The 20,652-nt window shown below is 71.1% G+C and carries 17 protein-coding genes and 4 tRNA genes; 11 read left to right on the forward strand and 10 right to left on the reverse strand.

The window, feature by feature from the left end; translation table 11 throughout:
* Positions 1–48: 48 nt before the first annotated feature.
* Positions 49–1,491, reverse strand: coding sequence for a sulfatase-like hydrolase/transferase (locus ACWCP2_RS03415; RefSeq protein ID WP_450906888.1), 1,443 nt, complete (start codon positions 1,489–1,491; stop codon positions 49–51).
* Between the two features lie 138 nt (positions 1,492–1,629).
* Entirely contained in the window at positions 1,630–1,725 is a 96-nt protein-coding gene (locus tag ACWCP2_RS03420; RefSeq protein ID WP_450906889.1) for a putative leader peptide, read from the reverse strand.
* A 159-nt stretch (positions 1,726–1,884) separates the two neighbouring features.
* Between ACWCP2_RS03420 and purF the strand changes: the two genes are divergently transcribed.
* Positions 1,885–3,402 (forward strand): amidophosphoribosyltransferase, encoded by a 1,518-nt coding sequence (purF, locus tag ACWCP2_RS03425; RefSeq protein WP_266878986.1) that lies wholly within the window; start codon positions 1,885–1,887, stop codon positions 3,400–3,402.
* A gap of 153 nt (positions 3,403–3,555) precedes the next feature.
* Positions 3,556–4,626, forward strand: coding sequence for a phosphoribosylformylglycinamidine cyclo-ligase (purM, locus tag ACWCP2_RS03430; protein WP_450906890.1), 1,071 nt, complete (start codon positions 3,556–3,558; stop codon positions 4,624–4,626).
* Positions 4,627–4,802: 176 nt separating this feature from the next.
* Here purM and ACWCP2_RS03435 read toward each other — a convergent pair whose 3' ends face one another.
* Complete coding sequence (locus ACWCP2_RS03435) at positions 4,803–5,069, reverse strand: DUF3073 domain-containing protein (protein ID WP_243341155.1); 267 nt, start codon at positions 5,067–5,069, stop codon at positions 4,803–4,805.
* Positions 5,070–5,387: 318 nt separating this feature from the next.
* The gene (locus ACWCP2_RS03440; RefSeq protein ID WP_450906891.1) at positions 5,388–6,485 is read right to left on the reverse strand and encodes a Leu/Phe/Val dehydrogenase; all 1,098 of its coding nucleotides are present in this window, start codon (positions 6,483–6,485) and stop codon (positions 5,388–5,390) included.
* Between the two features lie 196 nt (positions 6,486–6,681).
* Between ACWCP2_RS03440 and ACWCP2_RS03445 the strand changes: the two genes are divergently transcribed.
* A complete protein-coding gene (locus ACWCP2_RS03445) occupies positions 6,682–7,536 on the forward strand; it encodes a hypothetical protein (RefSeq protein WP_450906892.1) in 855 nt (284 codons plus the stop codon).
* A gap of 599 nt (positions 7,537–8,135) precedes the next feature.
* Positions 8,136–8,342 (forward strand): developmental transcriptional regulator BldC, encoded by a 207-nt coding sequence (gene bldC, locus ACWCP2_RS03450; protein ID WP_003949541.1) that lies wholly within the window; start codon positions 8,136–8,138, stop codon positions 8,340–8,342.
* A gap of 683 nt (positions 8,343–9,025) precedes the next feature.
* On the opposite strand, the gene ACWCP2_RS03455 is transcribed toward bldC, so the two are convergent.
* Together ACWCP2_RS03455 and hrpA are read right to left on the reverse strand one after the other, a co-directional pair.
* Positions 9,026–9,099: transfer RNA gene (locus ACWCP2_RS03455), tRNA-Asp, on the reverse strand.
* A gap of 69 nt (positions 9,100–9,168) precedes the next feature.
* Entirely contained in the window at positions 9,169–13,104 is a 3,936-nt protein-coding gene (gene hrpA / locus ACWCP2_RS03460; protein ID WP_450906893.1) for an ATP-dependent RNA helicase HrpA, read from the reverse strand.
* Between the two features lie 458 nt (positions 13,105–13,562).
* Between hrpA and ACWCP2_RS03465 the strand changes: the two genes are divergently transcribed.
* From ACWCP2_RS03465 to ACWCP2_RS03475, 3 genes are all read left to right on the forward strand, one after another.
* Positions 13,563–13,730, forward strand: a complete 168-nt coding sequence (locus ACWCP2_RS03465; protein WP_450906894.1) for a hypothetical protein — start codon at positions 13,563–13,565, stop codon at positions 13,728–13,730.
* Between the two features lie 87 nt (positions 13,731–13,817).
* On the forward strand, positions 13,818–14,573 hold the full coding sequence (locus tag ACWCP2_RS03470) for a DsbA family protein (protein WP_450906895.1): 756 nt from the start codon (positions 13,818–13,820) through the stop codon (positions 14,571–14,573).
* The gene (locus ACWCP2_RS03475; protein WP_450906896.1) at positions 14,570–15,409 is read left to right on the forward strand and encodes a cytochrome c biogenesis CcdA family protein; all 840 of its coding nucleotides are present in this window, start codon (positions 14,570–14,572) and stop codon (positions 15,407–15,409) included. The genes ACWCP2_RS03470 and ACWCP2_RS03475 overlap by 4 nt, the downstream gene beginning before the upstream one ends.
* A 42-nt stretch (positions 15,410–15,451) precedes the next feature.
* Here ACWCP2_RS03475 and ACWCP2_RS03480 read toward each other — a convergent pair.
* The 4 genes from ACWCP2_RS03480 to ACWCP2_RS03495 all read right to left on the reverse strand — a co-directional run bounded on the left by ACWCP2_RS03480 (position 15,452) and on the right by ACWCP2_RS03495 (position 16,199).
* Positions 15,452–15,528 (reverse strand) — tRNA-Phe (locus ACWCP2_RS03480).
* Positions 15,529–15,550: 22 nt separating this feature from the next.
* A tRNA-Asp gene (locus ACWCP2_RS03485) sits at positions 15,551–15,624 on the reverse strand.
* A gap of 39 nt (positions 15,625–15,663) precedes the next feature.
* Positions 15,664–15,736: transfer RNA gene (locus ACWCP2_RS03490), tRNA-Glu, on the reverse strand.
* A gap of 112 nt (positions 15,737–15,848) precedes the next feature.
* A complete protein-coding gene (locus ACWCP2_RS03495) occupies positions 15,849–16,199 on the reverse strand; it encodes a metallopeptidase family protein (protein ID WP_450906897.1) in 351 nt (116 codons plus the stop codon).
* A 97-nt stretch (positions 16,200–16,296) separates the two neighbouring features.
* On the opposite strand from ACWCP2_RS03495, the gene ACWCP2_RS03500 reads away from it, so the two are divergent.
* From ACWCP2_RS03500 to ACWCP2_RS03515, 4 genes are all read left to right on the forward strand, one after another.
* Positions 16,297–16,833: a FluC/FEX family fluoride channel gene (locus ACWCP2_RS03500; RefSeq protein ID WP_450906898.1), complete on the forward strand. Its 537-nt coding sequence runs from the start codon at positions 16,297–16,299 to the stop codon at positions 16,831–16,833.
* On the forward strand, positions 16,830–17,204 hold the full coding sequence (gene crcB / locus ACWCP2_RS03505; RefSeq protein ID WP_450906899.1) for a fluoride efflux transporter CrcB: 375 nt from the start codon (positions 16,830–16,832) through the stop codon (positions 17,202–17,204). Before ACWCP2_RS03500 ends, crcB begins: the two co-directional genes overlap by 4 nt.
* Positions 17,205–17,342: 138 nt before the next feature.
* Positions 17,343–17,930: a hypothetical protein gene (locus ACWCP2_RS03510; protein WP_450906900.1), complete on the forward strand. Its 588-nt coding sequence runs from the start codon at positions 17,343–17,345 to the stop codon at positions 17,928–17,930.
* A 279-nt stretch (positions 17,931–18,209) separates the two neighbouring features.
* Positions 18,210–20,633 carry a DEAD/DEAH box helicase gene (locus tag ACWCP2_RS03515; RefSeq protein WP_450906901.1) on the forward strand — a complete coding sequence of 808 codons (2,424 nt, stop codon included), beginning with the start codon at positions 18,210–18,212 and terminating at the stop codon, positions 20,631–20,633.
* Positions 20,634–20,652 lie beyond the last annotated feature (19 nt).

A 20,652-nucleotide genomic window follows, 5' to 3' on the forward strand; every position in this document is an offset into this window, starting at 1 on the left:
GCAGCTTTCCACAGGCTGTGGATCACGTCACCGGCCCGGGAAGGGTGATCAGCCCGGGTACGGCAGCAGCCCCGCGTCCGTCTTCTCCCAGGCCGCCCGCAGTTCGGCCAGCCGGGCCGGCTCCAGGGCCGCCTTGTCGGCCTGCTCGCGGATGTCCCCGGCGAGGTTGAAGAGCTGGTCGCGGCCCGCCTTGCCGCGGTAGTACTTCCAGTCGCCGCGGCGCAGCGCCCGCTCCCCGCGCACCCGCCAGAAGAGGTTCCGCTCGGCCACCTTCTCGCCGCGCAGCAGGTACCCGGCCAGGCTGACCCCGTCCAGCGGGTACGCCGGGTTCGCGCGGGCGCCGGCCAGTTCCAGCAGGGTGGCCGTCCAGTCCGGGGTGAAGACCGGCACGTGGCTGACCTGGCCGCCGTCGAGCCGGGCGGGCCAGCGCACGATGTTCGGGACGCGGATGCCGCCCTCCTGGAGGGAGGCCTTGTTGCCGGAGAGCGGCCAGTTGTAGGAGAACCGCTCGCCGCCGTTGTCGCTGGAGAAGAAGACCAGGGTGTTCTCCTCCTGCCCGGAGCGCTTGAGCGCCTTCAGCACCTCGCCGACCGAGCGGTCGAGGTCCTCCACCATCTGCTTGTACTTCTCGACGGACCCGCCGTCCTGGTGCCACAGGGCCCGTCCGTCGCCGGCCTTGATCCGGCGGGTGACCTCGGCGCTCTCCTCGGTGTCCCCGTCGGCGATCCACGGCCAGTGCGGGGTGGTGAAGTTGAGGTTCAGCAGCCAGGGCTTGTCGCCGTGGTCGCGGGAGACGTACTCGCCGGCCCGTTCGGTCAGGATCCGGGTGTAGTAGCGCAGGTCCTTGTACTCGGCGTCGCCCTCGTAGAGGTCGTACTCCCCGCCCAGGCCGAGCTTGGAGTAGTACTCCAGGGCCCCGCCGAAGTTGCCGAAGAACTCGTCCCAACCGGACTTGGTCGGGCTGTAGTCGGGCAGGTAGCCGCAGTGCCACTTGCCTATCAGCGCCGTCGAGTACCCGGCGCCGCGCAGCAGCGAGGCCAGCGTCGGGTGGGTCGGCTCCAGGCCGGCCGTCTTGTCGGCGATGGGCTCGGCGAGGCCGCCCTTGGCGCGGCCCGGGTAGCGGCCGGTGTACAGGCTGAAGCGCGTCGGGGAGCAGGTCGCGGAGCCCGAGTAGGCGTCGGTGAAGCGCACGCCCTGGCGGGCGAGCCGGTCCAGGTTCGGGGTCTTGATGTTCGGGGAGCCGTAGGAGGACAGGTCGGCCCAGCCGAGGTCGTCCCCGAGGATGAACAGGATGTTCGGGCGGCGGGAGCGGCGACCCCGCTCGGCCCGGAACTCCCGTTCCTGCGGGCCCGCGTGCTGCGCTTCGGCCACGGGCGCCGAGGACGCCGCCTGGGCCGGGGCGGCGCCCAGGCCCACCGCTGCGGCGGCCGCGGTCGCGCCGACCGCGCCGCCGAAGGCGCGCCGGGACAGGTTGGATTCGTTCGAGGTCACGGGTGCTCCAGAGCAGGGCCCGCCGGCCTGCCGGCACGGGCGGGCTCCGGGCAGCGCGGGACGGCGCAGGGCACGGCGGAGCAGGCACGGACGGAAAGCGGCGGGGAAAGGAGAAAAAGAAAAGGAAAAGCGGAGTGACTACGCAGAACAGCAACAGATGGCGCTGGCGACACGGACGAGGTCCACGTGTCGGCGCGCGACGAGGGTGACGGTGCGGTCACCGAGAGGCTGCATGGGCCGGAGCTTGTACGAAACGACAGGCGACTGTCAACCAGGGCAATCCGGATATTGAGACGGCCGGGCTCCGAACAGGTCCCGTCACCCTGCGTGCTGTGACATTTCCCGGGCATCCCCAATTCGGACCAGTGGTCGATCTCGCCTACACTCGGGGGCGTGCCTCGTGGTGATGGACGACTCAACCACGACCTGCTCCCCGGCGAAAAGGGCCCCCAGGACGCTTGCGGCGTCTTCGGTGTCTGGGCTCCGGGTGAAGAGGTCGCCAAGCTCACCTACTTCGGACTGTATGCACTGCAGCACCGTGGACAAGAGTCCGCGGGTATCGCTGTGAGCAACGGTTCCCAGATCCTCGTCTTCAAAGACATGGGACTCGTTTCCCAGGTCTTCGACGAAACCTCTCTCGGCTCGCTCCAGGGTCATATCGCGGTCGGTCACGCCCGCTACTCGACCACTGGTGCCTCCGTCTGGGAGAACGCTCAGCCGACCTTCCGCGCGACCGCCCACGGCTCCATTGCCCTGGGTCACAACGGCAACCTGGTGAACACCGCCGAGTTGGCCGAGATGGTCGCCGACCTCCCCCGTCAGGACGGCCGCGCCACCCAGGTGGCGGCCACCAACGACACCGACCTGGTCACCGCCCTGCTGGCCGGCCAGACGGACGACGACGGCAAGCCCCTGACCATCGAGGAGTCGGCCACCAAGGTCCTCCCGAAGGTGAAGGGCGCCTTCTCCCTCGTCTTCATGGACGAGGGAACGCTCTACACCGCCCGCGACCCGCAGGGCATCCGCCCGCTGGTCCTCGGCCGCCTGGAGCGCGGCTGGGTGGTGGCGAGCGAGACCGCCGCCCTCGACATCTGCGGCGCCAGCTTCGTCCGCGAGGTCGAGCCGGGCGAGCTCATCGCGATCGACGAGAACGGTCTGCGGACCTCTCGCTTCGCGGAAGCAAAGCCCAAGGGCTGTGTCTTCGAGTACGTCTACCTGGCGCGACCGGACACCGACATCGCCGGCCGGAACGTCTACCTCTCGCGCGTCGAGATGGGCCGGCGCCTGGCCAAGGAAGCCCCGGCCGAGGCCGACCTGGTGATATCGACACCGGAATCGGGCACGCCCGCCGCCGTCGGCTACGCCGAGGCCAGCGGGATCCCGTACGGCGTCGGCCTGGTCAAGAACGCCTACGTGGGCCGGACCTTCATCCAGCCCTCGCAGACGATCCGCCAGCTCGGCATCCGTCTCAAGCTCAACCCCCTCAAGGAAGTCATCCGGGGCAAGCGCCTGGTGGTCGTCGACGACTCGATCGTCCGCGGCAACACCCAGCGCGCCCTGGTCAAGATGCTCCGCGAGGCCGGCGCGGCGGAGGTCCACATCCGGATCTCCTCGCCGCCGGTGAAGTGGCCGTGCTTCTTCGGCATCGACTTCGCCACCCGGGCCGAGCTGATCGCCAACGGCATGACGGTCGACGAGATCGCCACGTCCATGGGCGCGGACTCGCTCTCGTACATCTCGCTCGACTCGATGATCGAGGCGACCACCATCCAGAAGCCCAACCTCTGCCGGGCCTGCTTCGACGGCGAGTACCCCATGGCGCTGCCCGACCCGCAGCTCCTGGGCAAGCAGCTCCTGGAATCGGAGCTGGCCGGCGGCACCGACGCCGCCGACGCCCTCCGGCGCCCGTAGGGCCCGAGGCCGACGGTCCGCGGGCTCGCCCGAGCCCGCGGACCGGGGCTTCTCCTTCCCCCCACCTCCTGCTCAACCTGCGCGGGGCCTTCCTTTCAGGCTTTTCCAGGGCCTCGCACCACCGCAGCAACGACACGAAAGCTCTCTCCTGTCATGACAGAGAAGACCACCGGTGCCAGCTACGCAGCCGCGGGCGTGGACATCGACGCGGGAGACCGCGCCGTCGAGCTGATGAAGGAGTGGGTGAAGAAGACGCAGCGCCCCGAGGTCCTGGGCGGCCTCGGCGGTTTCGCCGGCCTCTTCGACGCCTCCGCCCTCAAGCGCTACGAGCGCCCCCTGCTCGCCTCGGCCACCGACGGGGTCGGCACCAAGGTGGACATCGCCCGCCGCATGGGCGTGTACGACACCATCGGCCACGACCTCGTGGCGATGGTCATGGACGACATCGTCGTCTGCGGCGCCGAGCCCCTCTTCATGACCGACTACATCTGCGTCGGCAAGGTGCACCCCGAGCGTGTCGCGGCCATCGTCAAGGGCATCGCCGAGGGCTGCGTCCTGGCCGGCTGCGCCCTGGTCGGCGGCGAGACCGCCGAGCACCCCGGCCTGCTGGGCCCCGAGGACTTCGACGTGGCGGGCGCCGGCACCGGAGTCGTCGAGTACGACCGGCTGCTGGGCGCCGACCGCATCCGTACGGGCGACGCCGTCATCGCGATGGCGTCCTCCGGTCTTCACTCGAACGGGTACTCACTGGTCCGCCACGTCCTCTTCGACCGGGCCGGAATGTCCCTGGAGGGCCATGTCGAGGAGCTCGGCCGGACCCTCGGCGAGGAGCTCCTGGAGCCCACCAAGATCTACTCGCTGGACTGCATGGCCCTCACCAGCGCGGCCGAGGTGCACGCGTACTCCCACATCACGGGCGGCGGCCTCGCGGCCAACCTCGCCCGGGTGATCCCGGACCACCTGCACGCCACGGTCGACCGCTCGACCTGGGCCCCGGGCGCGATCTTCGACCTGGTCGGCAAGGCCGGTCAGGTGGAGCGCCTGGAGCTGGAGAAGACGCTGAACATGGGCGTCGGCATGATGGCCGTGGTCCCGCAGGAATCGGTGGACGTGGCCCTGACCGCCCTGTCCGACCGGGGCGTCGAGGCCTGGGTCGCGGGCGAGATCCTGGACCGCGGCGACCACGCCGAGGGCGCGACGCTGACCGGCGACTACGCGGTCTGACCCGCCCGGGGAGCCGGCCACGACCGGCTCCCACGGGGGCCCCGTGAGGCTCCCACCTGCGCGAACAGCACGGAAACCCGGCCCGGGGCGATGCCCTGGACCGGGTTTCCGTGCATGTGAAGCTGTGTGCCGCGCTTGAGGATCAGCGCACCGCGAGTTCGACGCCGATGGGCGCGTCAAGCACCGCGACGGTAGACGGACGGACCGGACTCTTCGTCCTCGTCCTCGTCATCGCTGTTGTAGCGCTCCGCGTACTTGGCGTACGGGTCGTCCTCGTCATCATCATCAAGCTCGTCATCGACGACCGGCTCGCTGACAGGCAGCGGTTCCGTGTGCGATGCGCCCAGCTCATTGGCCAGACGCGACAAGTCAGTCCCGCCGCTGCTGTACTTCAGCTGGCGGGCGACCTTCGTCTGCTTGGCCTTTGCCCGGCCGCGCCCCATGGCTCGACCCCCTCGGTGACGGGGCTCGACGGCCCCAGAGTCTGACACGCGTTCATGGTTCGGAGCGGGCTCTCCGTGGAGAGACCGTCCGTAGGGGTTTAACGGTACCTGCTTCCGCGGCCATACGGTACGCCGCCCGCATGACGCGCCCCGGTGCAGTACCAGCAAGGCGCCCCGTCCTCGCTGGTCAGCTGCGATTTTAGCCGTTTCCTGACGAGCGACCCGCCGAAGCGCAGTGAGTTCCGTCTCGCTGCGCCCCGACGGGCCGCCCAGAAGCCCCGCAAGGCCCTCGTGAGGGTCGGGAGGGGGCCGGGAGGGTCAGACGGTGCGTGCCGCGCTGCGGGCGTCCGCCATCCGCTGCTCGGCGATGCGGTCGGCCGCCGCGGCCGGCGGAATCCCATCCGCCTTCGCACGTGCGAAGATTTCCAGCGTGGTGTCGAAGATCTTCGTGGCCTTGGCCTTGCAGCGGTCGAAGTCGAAGCCGCGCAGCTCGTCGGCTACCTGGATGACCCCGCCCGCGTTGACCACGTAGTCCGGCGCGTAGAGGATTCCGCGGTCCGCGAGGTCCTTCTCCACACCCGGGTGCGCGAGCTGGTTGTTCGCCGCGCCGCACACCACCTTCGCGGTCAGGACCGGTACGGAGGCGTCGTTCAGGGCCCCGCCGAGCGCGCAGGGGGCGTAGATGTCCAGGCCCTCCACGCGGATCAGCGCCTCGGTGTCGGCGACGGCGGTCACCTTGCCGGGGTGCTTGTCGAGGATCCGCTGCACGGACTCGGTGCGGACGTCCGTGATGACGACCTCGGCGCCGTCCTCCAGCAGGTGCTCCACCAGGTGGTGGCCGACCTTGCCGACGCCCGCGACGGCGACCTTGCGGCCGCGCAGGGTCGGGTCGCCCCACAGGTGCTGGGCGCTGGCGCGCATGCCCTGGAAGACGCCGAAGGCGGTGAGGACCGAGGAGTCGCCGGCGCCGCCGTTCTCGGGGGAGCGGCCGGTCGCCCAGCGGGTTTCGCGGGCCACGACGTCCATGTCGGCCACGTACGTGCCGACGTCGCAGGCGGTGACGTAACGGCCGCCGAGGGACTCCACGAAGCGGCCGTAGGCCAGCAGCAGTTCCTCGGACTTCAGGACGTCCGGGTCGCCGATGATCACGGCCTTGCCGCCGCCGAGGTCGAGCCCGGCGAGCGCGTTCTTGTACGACATGCCGCGCGAGAGGTTCAGCGCGTCGAGGACGGCCTCCTCGTCCGAGGCGTACGCGTGGAACCGCGTGCCGCCGAGGGCCGGGCCCAGGGCGGTGGAGTGGATCGCGATGACGGCCTTCAGGCCGGAGGCTCGGTCCTGGCACAGCACGACTTGCTCGTGGCCGCCCTGTTCGCTGCGGAACAGGGTGTGCAGGACGCCGTCGGTCATTTCGGTCACGGTGGTGACTCCCATGGAAGAGATGCGGCGGGAAAGACGCCCGCCCTGCGGGTGGGGGAGGGCGCGCTGGGAGCAGCGTAAGACCTCCGGGGCCCCGTGCCCCTCCCGGTCCGGAGATCGGGACACTCAAGGGTCGGAGCGGGGCGGGGAGCGGTCCGCCGGAGTAGCGCCGGGCGGGGCGGGGGAGTACGAGAGCGTGAGCGAATCCCCCGATCCCCGGCTGCCGTCCGCCCGCTCGGCCCCCGTCGTCCCGTACGCCTCCTACCTGCGGGTCTACGAGCCGCTGACGGCCTTCCCGGAGCCCGAGCGCACCCACTGGGCCGACTACGCCCGGCGCGGGGCCACCCCGACCGCCCAGGACGAACTGCGCCGGTCGCTGGTGGACTTGGTGCGGGTGCCCGTGGTGGGCGTCCCGGCGCACGAGAGCGCGGACGCCTTCACCGCCGAGGTCGGCGGGGTCCTGCTCGTCTGCCCCTGGCGTACGCGGCTGCGCGGCTGGCTCGCGCTGGAGGAGCTGGTGGCGGAGTTCCCGCTGCCGGTGCTCGACGCCGCCCTGCCCGCGGCCGCCCGCCGCCGCGCGGCCGCGGAGTACGAGGCCTGGCGCGGACGCAATCCCGACGCGCGGCCGTGGATCCGTACGGGGGTCTGGCAGGTGCCCCTGCGCTGGTTCGTGCTGGTGTCCGACGAGGAGCGGGAGTACGTGCCGGGCGAGGGGCTGCGCTACCGGACGCCGATGGTGCAGGCCCGGCGCCGGCTCGCGCGGGGGCTGCGGACCCTGCGGGAGGCGGAGGGGTACGAGATGCTCGCCGAGGGGCTGGTGGAGGTCGGGAGCTGGCTGGAGGAGTTCCACCCCCGCTCGATGGTGGAGCTGGACTACGGGGGGCTGCTGCACGCCCTCCCGGCGGACCGGCTCGACGCCGACCACTCGGCCGCGGACCTGGCGTCCGGCCTCACCGCCCTGCGGGCCGGGGACCGGGAGGGGGCGGCGCGGACGTACGGCGCCCTGGCGGAGCGGTGGCGGGCGGTCCGGGAGAGACTCTTCGCCAATTGAGACGCCGGGTTCCGCAACCGGGTCCCGGGGTGCCGGAGTGACCTGTGCGACCCGGGTAGCGACTCCGGGCCCGGTTGTCCATCCGCCGATCGGCCGAGCCCGGAGGAGAACGGCCAGCTCAAGGCCGTGATGCCCTCTTTTGGGTCTTTGTTCCGGGACCTTCGTCCCGATACGGGCCATTGGCCCAAGCGTGACGGACCGCACTTTCTACACCCTTGCGCCCTTCCCCTACCCTCGTGCCAAAATAGGACAAGGAGTCCGGGGAGGGTTCCTTCCGTCCAACTAAGGGCGGAATGCTCGGTATTGCACTCTACGGGGGGTCTGACGACTCCTGATCGCTCTGTGACTGATCGTCACAGTGGGGTGACTGTCCGTTATGGGACGGTCCATCGGCTTCCGCCGCTGATGAACACCTCGGAGGGCAATTCCATCGGTTTGGCCGTCGAGGCTGGACGGATGGTGTAGTTGTAGTGCCGAGGACAAGCCGTTCGTCCTATAACCGACTCGGCCCGCGTATGTCCATTTCGGGCACCGTGGGCCAAGGTGCAGAATTTAGAGGAAAGAACCGAGATGGTTCGGTTCTCCCGAGGAGGCCGCTCATGACCGCTCGCACCCCTGATGCCGAGCCGCTGCTGACCCCGGCTGAGGTTGCCACGATGTTCCGCGTGGACCCGAAGACGGTCACCCGTTGGGCCAAGGCTGGCAAGCTCACGTCCATCCGCACCCTGGGTGGACACCGCCGCTACCGCGAGGCTGAGGTCCGCGCACTGCTTGCGGGAATTCCGCAGCAGCGCAGCGAGGCCTGAGGTTCCGCAGCACCACTTATTGCCGGGTCTATATCGGGTCCCCCAATCCGATGAGCCCCACATAGCTTCAAACGGCCGGACCTGCCCCAACAGGTTCATCAGTCGTTCGGTCGCGCTGGACTCCGCCGGGTCCAGCGCGATCTTTTTTATGCCCTGGTCAGGGGATTATCGAGCTGGTGTGCGGAGCCGGCCGGGGTGGGTGCAATGGCACATATAAAATCGAGTGGGCGTATGAGCGCCATAAAAGCGTGCGTCTCAAAAACACATGGGGTGACTCCCGTCACAGATGATCACTCTTGTGGATCAGGCAATGCACCCCGTAAAGGGACGTGCCGCGCAGAGCGCATCATCCGGACGGGCGGTTTTCCGGGCGCCGGGCCGGTCGGCCGCGAGGCGCCGCGCACGGGCTTCAGGACGGCCCCGGGGCGGGGTTGAGGGGCGAGTTCGCCCGGAGGGGCCGCGTCAGGCCCTCCGGGGGCCTCCAGGGGGCTTCGGAGGGCCCTGGAGGGCCGGGTGGGGTCCTGGGTGCCCCAAGAGGTCCCCCGGGGGCCCAATCGGGGTCGTGAGGCGGACTGGTGGGCGGATCCGGCGCGAGGGCGCGAGGGTGCGGGGGCGCGGGTGCGCGAGGGCGCCGGAAACGCATCAGGGCCCGCATCCTGAGGATGCGGGCCCTGACGATCTTGCGAACCTGACGGGACTTGAACCCGCGACCTCCACCTTGACAGGGTGGCGAGCTAACCAACTGCTCCACAGGTCCTTGATTTGCGGCCGCTGGGCGGCTGCGAATCAGACTGTACCGCAGCTCAGGGGGTGTAGTCGAACTCGATCACCGAGCGGGTCCCGGAGCGGCCGCATCCACCGCCTTCACGATGCGCTTGTCGGAGATCGGATAGGCCGTCCCGAGGGCGTGCGCGAAGTAGCTGACCCGCAGTTCCTCGATCATCCAGCGGATCTCGGTGACCTCCGCCGGGACCGGCCTGCCCTGGGGCAACTGCTCCAGCAGCCACAGGTACTCGTCCCGCATCTCGTGGACCTTCTCCATGCGCGTGGTGTCGCGCTGGACCCCCGTGGGCATCTGCTGGAGCCGCCGGTCGACGGCCACCAGGTAGCGCATCAGGTCCGGCAGCCGGCGCAGTCCGGTCAGCGTGACGAAGCCGGCCGGCACGAGGGCCGCGAGCTGCGTCCTGGCGTCCTGGACGTTGGCCACCAGGGCGAGGCTGGCCGTGGTCTTCAGGCGGCGTTCGCAGGCCTGCCAGGCGGCCAGCACCTGCTGCACCTGCGTGATCGTCCGTACGGTCGTGTCCACCAGGTCGGTCCGCACGGCCTCGTAGAGCGTGCGGAAGCCCGCCTCGTCCCATGCCGGGCCGCCGTGCCGCGCGATCAGGTGGTCGGCGGCCGCGGTCGCGCAGTCGTCGAACAGCGCCTGGATGGAGCCGTGCGGATTGCGCGACAGCGCCAGCTTCTGCTGGTTGCTCAGGTGGTCCGAGGCGAACTTCGCCGGGTTCACCGTGATGTTGAGCAGGATGAGGCGCCGGGTGCCGAGCCGCATCGCCTGCTGCTGCTCGGCCTCGGTGTCGAAGAGGTGTACGGAGACGCTCGTACCGGCGTCCACGAGCGCCGGGTACGCCTTCACCGGCTGGCCGGCCCGGCGGGTCTCGAAGACCTTGGTCAGCGTCCCGATCGTCCAGTCGGTCAGCCCGGTCTTCTCCACCGACTCCCCGCCCTCGCGCTCGGCGCTGGCCGCGGCGGCCTGCGAGAGGGCCTGGCGGGCCTTCGGCTTGAGCTGGAGCCGCAGGGCCTCCAGGTCCTTGGCCTCGGCGAGGTTCTTGCGGCGCTCGTCGACGATCCGGAAGGTGATCTTCAGGTGGTCGGGAATCCGGCTCAGGTCGAAGTCCTCGGCGCTGACCGGGACCCCGACCATCCGCTGGAGCTCCCGGGCCAGCGTCACGTGCAGGGGCTCCTGCAGCGGGTGCGCGGTGGCCAGGAAGCGGGTCGCGAAGTTCGGCGCGGGCACGTAGTGCCGGCGGATCGGCTTCGGGAGGGACCGGATCAGCTCGGTGACCACTTCCTCGCGCAGGCCCGGGATCTGCCAGTCGAAGCCCTCGTCGGTGACCTGGTTCAGCACCTGGAGCGGGATGTGGACGGTCACGCCGTCCGCGTCCGCGCCCGGTTCGAACTGGTAGGTCACCCGGAACTTCAGCCGGCCCTGCATCCAGGAGTCCGGATAGTCGGCCTTGGTGACCCCGGCCGCCTTCTCCGTCAGGAGCATCTCGCGCTCGAAGTCGAGCAGTTCGGGCTCGTCGCGCTTCTTGTGCTTCCACCAGGAGTCGAAGTGCGCCCCCGAGACCACGTGTTCGGGGATCCGCTGGTCGTAGAAGTCGAAGAGGGTCTCGTCGTCGACCACGATGTCGCGGCGCCGGGCCCGGTTCTCCAGCTCCTCCACCTCGGTGAGGAGCTTGCGGTTGTCGGCGTAGAACTTGTGGTGGGTCCGCCAGTCGCCCTCGACCAGGGCGTTGCGAATGAACAGGTCGCGCGAGACCTCGGCGTCGATCCGGCCGTAGTTGATCTTCCGCTGGGCGACGATCGGCACCCCGTACAGGGTGACCTTCTCGTACGCCATCACGGCCGCCTGGTCCTTCTCCCAGTGCGGCTCGCTGTACGTGCGCTTGATCAGGTGCTGGGCGAGCGGCTCCACCCACTCCGGCTCGACCTTGGCGTTCACCCGCGCCCACAGCCGCGAGGTCTCCACCAGCTCGGCGGACATCAGGAACTTGGGCTGCTTCTTGAACAGCGAGGAGCCCGGGAAGATCGCGAACTTGGCGGACCGCGCCCCCAGGTACTCGTTCTTGTCCGTGTCCTTCAGCCCGATGTGCGACAGCAGGCCGGCCAGCAGCGAGATGTGCACGCTCGTCTCGGGGGCGTCCGCCTCGTTGACGTGGATGCCCATGGACTTGGCGACCGTACGCAGCTGCGAATAGATGTCCTGCCACTCGCGGATCCGCAGGAAGTTCAGGTACTCCTGCTTGCACATCCGGCGGAAGGAGGACGAGCCGCGCTCCTTCTGCTGCTCCCGGACGTAGCGCCACATGTTCAGGAACGAGAGGAAGTCGCTCGTCTCGTCCTTGAACCGGGCGTGGTTCTGGTCCGCCTGCGTCTGCTTGTCCGAGGGCCGCTCGCGCGGGTCCTGGATGGACAGGGCCGCCGCGATGACCATGACCTCGCGGACGCAGTTGTTCTTGTCCGCCTCCACCACCATGCGGGCCAGCCGCGGGTCCACGGGCAGCTGGGAGAGCTGGCGGCCCATGGGCGTGAGCCGCTTCTTGTGGTCCTTCTCGTCCGGGTCGAGCGCCCCGAGCTCCTGGAGGAGCTGCACGCCGTCGCGGATGTTGCGGTGGTCCGGCGGGTCGATGAAGGGGAACTTCTCGATCTCGCCGAGGCCGGCCGCGGTCATCTGGAGGATGACGGAGGCGAGGTTGGTGCGCAGGATCTCCGCGTCCGTGAACTCCGGACGGGTCAGGAAGTCGTCCTCGGAGTACAGCCGGATGCAGATGCCGTCGCTCGTGCGCCCGCAGCGGCCCTTGCGCTGGTTGGCGCTGGCCTGCGAGATCCGCTCGATCGGCAGCCGCTGGACCTTGGTGCGGTGGCTGTAGCGGGAGATGCGGGCGGTGCCCGGGTCGATCACGTACTTGATGCCGGGGACGGTCAGCGAGGTCTCGGCGACGTTGGTCGCGAGGACGATCCGCCGGCCGGTGTGCTGCTGGAAGACGCGGTGCTGCTCGGCGTGCGAGAGGCGCGCGTAGAGGGGGAGGACCTCGGTCAGGCGGAGCTTGCGCTTCTCCAGCGCGTCCGCCGTGTCACGGATCTCGCGCTCGCCGGAGAGGAAGACCAGGATGTCGCCCGGCCCCTCCGCCTGGAGCTCGTCCACGGCCTCGCAGATCGCGGTGATCTGGTCGCGGTCGGAGTCCTCGGAATCGTCCTCCAGGAGCGGGCGATACCGCACCTCCACCGGATACGTCCGGCCGCTGACCTCGACGATCGGGGCCTCGCCGAAGTGCCGGGAGAACCGCTCCGGGTCGATGGTCGCCGAGGTGATGATCACCTTGAGGTCGGGGCGCTTGGGCAGGAGCGTGGCGAGGTAGCCGAGCAGGAAGTCGATGTTGAGCGACCGCTCGTGGGCCTCGTCGATGATGATCGTGTCGTACGCGCGCAGCTCGCGGTCCGTCTGGATCTCCGCGAGCAGGATGCCGTCCGTCATCAGCTTCACGAAGGTCGCGTCCTGGTCCACCTGGTCGGTGAAGCGGACCTTCCAGCCGACGGTCTGGCCGATCTCGGACTTCAGCTCCTCCGCGATGCGCTCCGCGACCGTGCGGGCCGCGATCCGGCGGGGCTGGGTGTGCCCGATCATGCCGCGGACCCCGCGCCCCAGCTCCATGCAGATCTTGGGGATCTGCGTGGTCTTGCCGGAGCCGGTCTCGCCCGCGACGATCACGACCTGGTGGTCGCGTATCGCCTCGGCGATCTCGTCCTTCTTCTGGCTGACGGGAAGGTTCTCGGGATACGTGACCTCGGGCTTCCGCGAGGCGCGCCCGGCCAGTCGCACGGCGGCCTTTTCGGCCTCCGCGCGGATCTCGTCGAGTACGGCCTGCTTGGCCTCGGGCTTGCGGATGCGGCGGGCGCCTTCGAGGCGGCGGCCGAGGCGGTGCGCGTCACGGAGGGAGATCTCACCGAGAAGCGTCTGCAGGGCGGCGAAGGAAGTAGACATACCTGGTCGAGGATCTCACCCGTAGGTGCCGGGTGGCGAACGCATTTGTGGGGCCGACCCGTACCATTTCGGGACGAGTCCCCCGAGCGTTACCCCGATGTGTCCCCAGCGAGAGGCCACCCCCGATGTCCCGCAGCCACCGCCTCCGGTGCGTGCTCGCGGTACTCCTGGGCTGGGCCCTGCTGGTGATGCCCGCGCAGGCGACGGCCGCCCAGGCGGCGACCGCGGCCCCGATGCCCGCCGGGGTCCCGGCGACGGCGCCGGTCCCGGCACCCCAGCCTCCCGTGGCGGTCCGGGGCGCGGAGACTCCCGCAGCCACGGGGCTGGCTTCCCCGGAGGTCCCAGGCCCGGCCCCGGCCCCGGCCCCGGCACCGGCACCGGCCTCGGCCTCGGCCGGGGTTGGTTTCGGGGGGCCCGCCGGGCCCGGTTGTGTCCCGGGGGACCCGGGGCGGGACGGTGTGCCCGCTCTGCCGGTGCGGGGCGGAGCCGATCACGCGCAGGTGCCGGCCGCGGGGGCCGGGCCCGAGGTGGCGGGCACGGCGCGGGTGATACCCGTACGGGTCCTCGTACGCGGGCCCGGTCAGTCGGCGCCGTCCCCGCTGGAGCTGTCCGTGATGCGGGTCTAGGAGGGCCGACCGGCCGCATCGGCCGCATCGGCCGTATCGGCCGCCTGGTCCGTCCCGTCCCGTCCCGCACAGCTCTGGAGCACCCGTATGTCTTCTTCTTCCTCCTCTTCTTCCTCGCGCAAGCCCCTGCTGATCTCCGCCGGGGTCGCCCTCGCGGCGGTCACCCTCGGCCTCGTCTCCTGGCAGGCCACCAAGCCCGAGGACGGCGGTCACCGGGCCTCCGCGGCTTCCTCCCCGCAGGCCCCGCAAACCCCGGGGACCGGATCCGCCACGGACCCCGCCGCGCAGCTCAAGGCCCTGGCCCGCCGCGAGCCCGGCGACAAGCTCGCCGCCGGGCGGGCCGACGCCCCCGTCGTCCTGATCGAGTACTCCGACTTCAAGTGCGGCTACTGCGGAGAGTTCGCCCGCGACACCGAACCCGCGCTCGTGAAGAAGTACGTGGCGGACGGCACCCTGCGCATCGAGTGGCGCAACTTCCCGATCTTCGGCGCGGACTCCGAAGCCGCCGCCAAGGCCGCCTGGGCGGCGGGCCGGCAGGACCGCTTCGCGCAGTTCCACGCGGCCGCGTACGCCGAGGGCGCCAAGGAAAAGGGCTTCGGCGACGAGCGGCTGACCGAGCTGGCGCGCGAGGCCGGGGTCCCGGACCTGGAGCGGTTCACGAAGGACATGGCCGGCGAGCAGGCCGCCGCCGCACTCGCGAAGGACCAGGAGGAGGGGTACCGCATCGGTGTCACCTCCACCCCGTCCTTCCTGGTCAACGGGCAGCCCATCGCCGGAGCCCAGCCCCCGGCGGCCTTCGAGGCCGCCATCGCCAGGGCCAAGGCGCAGGCGGCCGCCAAGTGACCGACGCCGGATACCTGGCCGCCCTGCTCGGCGGCCTCCTCGCGCTGCTCAGCCCGTGCAGCGCGCTGCTCCTGCCCGCCTTCTTCGCCTACTCCATCGACTCCGCGTCCCGGCTGCTGGCGCGCACCGGGATCTTCTACGCGGGCCTCGCGACCACCCTCGTACCGCTGGGGGCGGCCGGTTCGTACGCCGGACGGTTCTTCCACGGCAACCGCGAGGCCCTCGTGCTGTGCGGCGGCTGGCTGATCATCGGTCTCGGCCTCGCCCAGATCCTGGGCCTGGGCTTCGCCCCGAAGCGGCTCTCGGAGCTCTCGGGAAGGATCCGGCCGACCACCGCCCTGTCGGTGTACGCGCTGGGCGCGGTCTACGGGCTGGCCGGCTTCTGCGCCGGGCCCATCCTCGGCAGCGTCCTGACGGTGGCGGCGGTCAGCGGCAGCCCGGTCTACGGAGGCCTGCTGCTGGCGGTGTACGCCCTGGGCATGGCCGTGCCGCTGTTCGTCCTGGCCCTGCTCTGGGAGCGCTTCGACCTGGGACGCCGCCGCTGGCTGCGCGGCCGGGCCCTCTCGGTCGGCCGCTTCGAACTGCACACGACCTCGCTCGCCTCGGGCCTGTTCTTCGTCCTGCTGGGCGTGCTGTTCCTGGCCTACGACGGGGCGAGCGCCCTGCCGGGGCTGCTGGACGTGGACGATTCCTTCGCGGTGGAACAGCGGGTGCAGGCCGTGGCGGACGCGGTTCCGGACTGGGCGCTGCTCGGGCTGGTGGCCCTGGCGGCCGCGGGCGTGGGTCTGGCGCAGTGGCGCCGGCGGGCGCGGGCGGCGAAGACCGGCGGGGAATGACGAAGAAGGCCCCGTCCGATGGACGGGGCCTTCTTCGTTCTCTGGTGGCTGGGGCCGGGGTCGAACCGGCGACCTATCGCTTTTCAGGCGATCGCTCGTACCAACTGAGCTACCCAGCCACGAAACCGTTTCCGGCTTCAGCGAACCTGACGGGACTTGAACCCGCGACCTCCACCTTGACAGGGTGGCGAGCTAACCAACTGCTCCACAGGTCCTTGCAATGTGCGAGAACAAGTCTCGCACACGGTTTTGCGTACCCCCAACGGGATTCGAACCCGTGCTACCGCCTTGAAAGGGCGGCGTCCTGGGCCACTAGACGATGAGGGCTAAAGGCCCGCCGGGCACTTTCCAGCGCGTCGGGGACGTGAGAAGCATATGGGATCCCGGCGGCGATCGCCAAAACGGTTTCCTGGCGTGCCCCGGGAGCTGCTCCGGCAGGTCAGCCCCAGCCGAGTGCGTGGAGCCGTTCGTCGTCGATGCCGAAGTGGTGGGCGATCTCGTGGACCACCGTCACGGCGACCTCGTGGACCACCTCGTCCGTGCTCGCGCACATCCGCAGGGTCGGACCCATGTAGATCGAGATCCGGTCGGGCAGGACCCCGGCGTACCACTCGCCGCGCTCCGTGAGCGGGGTCCCCTCGTAGAGGCCGAGCAGGTCCGGGTCGTCGGAGGCCGGCTCGTCCTCGACGAAGACGGCCACGTTGTCCATGACCCGGGTCAGCTCCTCGGGGATCGTGTCCAGCGCCTCGGCCACCAACTCTTCGAACGCGTCACGCGTCATCTCCAGCACGGGGCCATTCTCCCGTGCCGCGGTCCGATTGCGACGGCTCGTGACCGGCGGGCCGGGATCCGCCGCGCGAGAATGGCGCGGTGGCGACAGCGGTGACATGCGAAGCGGAGTGCGGATGACCCGGCCGGCCGACGGGCCCGAGGCCATCGACCCGGACGTCGACCTGCACGTGCCGGCGCAGCGCGCCGAACCGCGGGGCCGGGTGCTCGCTGCCGTGGCGGCCGGCGGAGCGGTGGGCGCCGCGGCGCGGTACGGGGTCGGACTGCTGTGGCCGGCCGCGCCCGGGGCCTTCCCGTGGGGCACCTTCTGGATCAACGTCTCGGGCTGCGCGCTCATCGGCGTCCTCATGGTGCTGATCAGCGAAGGCGGCCGCTCGGGGCCTTCCCTCGTACGGCCCTTCCTCGGGGTCGGGGTCCTCGGCGGGTTCACCACCTTCTCCACCTACGCCGTGGACTTCGCACGGCTGCTCGACGCCGGCGAGGCCGGTACCGCGCTGGCGTACGCCGGGCTCACGGTGGCCGGGGCGCTGGGCGCGGTGTGGGCGGCGGCCGTGATCACCCGGCGCGCGGCCGGCGACGGCGGCCCGGGTCGGCGTCCCGGGCGACGGGCCCGGCGGGAGGCGGGGCGGGGATGAACTGGCTGCTCGTCATGGTGGGCGCGGCCGTCGGGGCGCCCCTGCGGTACCTGACCGACCGCGCGGTGCAGGCGCGCCACGACTCGGTCTTCCCCTGGGGAACCTTCGTGGTGAACGCGGCCGCCTCCCTGATGCTGGGGGCGCTGACCGGCGCGGTGCTGGACGGGGCGGCCTCCTCGCGGCTGAACCTGCTGCTCGGTACGGGCCTGTGCGGGGCGCTGAGCACCTACTCGACCTTCTCCTACGAGACGCTGCGCCTCGCGGAGCGGGGCCGGACGTTCCTGGCCGCGGTGAACGTGGCGGCCTCGGTGCTGGTCGGGCTGGGCGGGGTCACGCTCGGCCACCAGGTGGCGGGACAGCTGTTCGCCTGACGGAGCGCCACCCGCGCCCAGCCGGTCTCCACCCGGGGCGTGCCGGGGCGGGCTGGGGCGTGTCCCATACGGGGTACGGGGAGTTGGGCACATTGACCCGCTCACCGCGGACCCTTGCCAGCGTTCCGGAGGTGCCCCGTGCGCCAGTTGTCCGCTTCCCTCCGCTCCCTGCGTCCCTCCCGCTCGCTCCGCCTCGGCGTCGCCGCCCTCGCGCTGGCGGCGACCGCGGGCTGCATGAGTGTCGGCGAGGACGCCGCCAAGCCCGGGCCCTCCGCGTCGACGGGCCTGCAGGGCGGCAAGTCCGGCGGCGGCTCCTCGTCCGGCAAGGGCGCCGGATCCCAGGGCGCGGGCCACGGCTCGAAGGGCGGTACGGGGAACCAGGACGGCAAGTCCGGCGGCCCCGGGACCACCTCCGGCGCGGCCGGGGCCTCCCCCAGCCCGGGCGCGCCGGCCGGCCCGCCCGGGGCTCCCTCGCCGTCGGCCGGCCCGGGCGGCGGAGCGGGCGGCCAGGGGCCCCAGCAGCCCCCGCCGGGCGGCTCCGGCTCCGTTTCCGGGTCGGGCTCCGGCGGCGGCGGCGCCTCCGGGGGCGGCCAGCCCGCCTCCCCGAGCCCGGAGCCGCAGTCCCCCGCCCCGCCGGTCTCCCCGCCTCCGGTCGTGACGGAACCCACACCGAGTCCGGAGCCCCCGAAGCCGGACCCGTCGGAGGGGACGGGCGGGCAGCAGTAGGCCCGTCACCGGTTCGGCCGTAGCGCCATCCGCCCGCCAGGCTCTGCTGGGCGGATGGTGTTTCCGCAGGTCAGAGCCTTCTTCGGGGGAGCGACTTGCCAGACCCCGGGGAGGGTGCGTATGGTTATAGATCGTTTGATCCCATTGCCCGGCGCCGACTCCGAAGAGCGCCGCGTGGCGCGTACTCTCCCCAACCGTGGCTGACCGCATTGAGGCGGTCGATTTGCGATTCACGGAGTTTGGGCGCGTGCCGAGACTCCGGAAGGTTTCGCATTTCGCATGTCCATTTCCAGTTCTGACCGTTCCGTCATGCCCGAGAACGACTCCAACGAGATCGTCGACGCCGAGACCCTCGCGGTCACCGAGGCCCTTGAGGCCGTCGTCACCGACGAGATCATCGAAGCCCTCGAGGCCGACGTGACGAACCACGAGTCCGACGAGTCCAGCGACTCCTTCGAGGACTCCACCGGATCCACCGACGAGTTCGACGACACCGACGCGGCCGACGACGCCGACGCCGAGCCCACCCTGACCTTCGGCGACCTCGGTCTGCCGGACGGCATCGTGCGCAAGCTCGCCCAGAACGGCGTCACCGCGCCCTTCCCGATCCAGGCCGCGACCATCCCGGACGCCCTGGCCGGCAAGGACATCCTCGGCCGTGGCCGCACCGGCTCCGGCAAGACCCTCTCCTTCGGTCTGCCGACCCTGGCCTCGCTGGCCGGCGGGCACACCGAGAAGAAGAAGCCCCGCGCGATCATCCTGACGCCGACGCGTGAGCTCGCGATGCAGGTCGCCGACGCTCTCCAGCCCTACGGCGACGTCCTCGGCCTCAAGATGAAGGTCGTCTGCGGCGGTACCTCCATGAGCAACCAGATCTTCGCTCTGGAGCGCGGTGTCGACGTCCTCGTCGCCACCCCGGGCCGCCTGCGCGACATCATCAACCGCGGCGCCTGCTCCCTGGCGAACGTCCAGGTCGCGGTCCTCGACGAGGCCGACCAGATGGCCGACCTGGGCTTCCTGCCCGAGGTCACCGAGCTGCTCGACCAGATCCCCGGCGGCGGCCAGCGCATGCTCTTCTCCGCCACCATGGAGAACGAGATCGGCACCCTGGTCAAGCGCTACCTGACCAACCCCGTCACGCACGAGGTCGACAGCGCGCAGGGCAACGTCACGACCATGACGCACCACGTCCTCGTCGTGAAGCCGAAGGACAAGGCGCCGGTCACGGCCGCCATCGCCGCCCGCAAGGGCCGCACGATCATCTTCGTCCGCACCCAGCTGGGCGCCGACCGCATCGCCGAGCAGCTCATCGAGTCCGGTGTGAAGGCCGACGCGCTGCACGGCGGCATGACGCAGGGCGCTCGTACCCGCGTCCTCGCCGACTTCAAGGACGGCTACGTCAACGCGCTCGTCGCCACCGACGTCGCCGCCCGCGGCATCCACGTCGACGGCATCGACCTGGTCCTGAACGTGGACCCGGCCGGCGACCACAAGGACTACCTGCACCGCTCGGGCCGTACCGCCCGCGCCGGCAAGTCCGGTGTCGTCGTGTCGCTGGCGCTTCCGCACCAGCGCCGCCAGATCTTCCGCCTGATGGAGGACGCGGGCGTCGACGCCTCGCGCCACATCGTCCAGGGCGTCGGCGCCTTCGACCCCGAGGTCGCCGAGATCACCGGCGCCCGTTCGCTGACGCAGGTCCAGGCCGACTCCGCGAACAACGCCGCGAAGCAGGCCGAGCGCGAGGTCGCCGACCTCACCAAGCAGCTGGAGCGCCTCTCCCGCCGTGCCGTCGAGCTGCGCGAGGAGGCCGACCGCCTGGTCGCCCGCTCGGCGCGCGAGCGCGGCGAGGACCCGGAGGCCGCTGTCGCCGAGGTGGTCGAGGCCGCCGAGGCCGAGGTCGCGGCCGTCCTGGCCGAGCCCGTGGTCGAGGAGCGCCCCGCGTTCCAGAGCCGTGACGACCGCGGCAACTACGAGCGCCGCGACAACCGTCGCGACGACCGTGGTGACCGGGGCGGCGACCGTGGCGGTTTCCGCCGCGACGACCGCGGTGACCGCGGTGGCGACCGTGGCGGCTTCCGCCGCGACGACCGCCCGTCCGGTGGCTTCCGCTCCGGTGGCGACCGTCCGGCCGGCGGTGGCTTCCGCTCCGGTGGCGACCGTCCGACCGGTGGTGGCTTCCGTCGTGACGACCGTCCCTCGGGTGGCTTCAACCGTGACGACCGCGGTGGCGACCGTGGCGGCTTCCGCTCGGGTGGCGACCGTCCGACCGGTGGTGGCTTCCGTCGTGACGACCGTCCCTCGGGCGGCTTCAACCGTGACGACCGCGGTGGCGACCGTGGTGGCTTCCGCTCCGGTGGCGACCGTCCGACCGGTGGTGGCTTCCGTCGTGACGACCGTCCCTCGGGTGGCTTCAACCGTGACGACCGTGGTGGCGACCGTGGTGGCTTCCGCTCCGGTGGCGACCGTCCGGCCGGCGGCGGCTTCCGCTCCGGCGGCGACCGTCCCACCGGTGGCGGCTTCCGCCGCGACGACCGTCCCTCGGGCGGCTTCCGCTCCGGCGGCGACCGTCCGGCCGCCGGCGGCGACCGCCCGTACGGCCGTCGTGACGACCACCGCCCCTCCGGCTCCGGCTCGACCGGTGGCTTCCGCTCCGGTGGCACCGACCGCCGCGACGACAAGCCCCGCTGGAAGCGCAACGGCTGAAACCGGCCGCTGAACTGAA

The organism is Streptomyces sp. NPDC002104 (assembly GCF_053593795.1).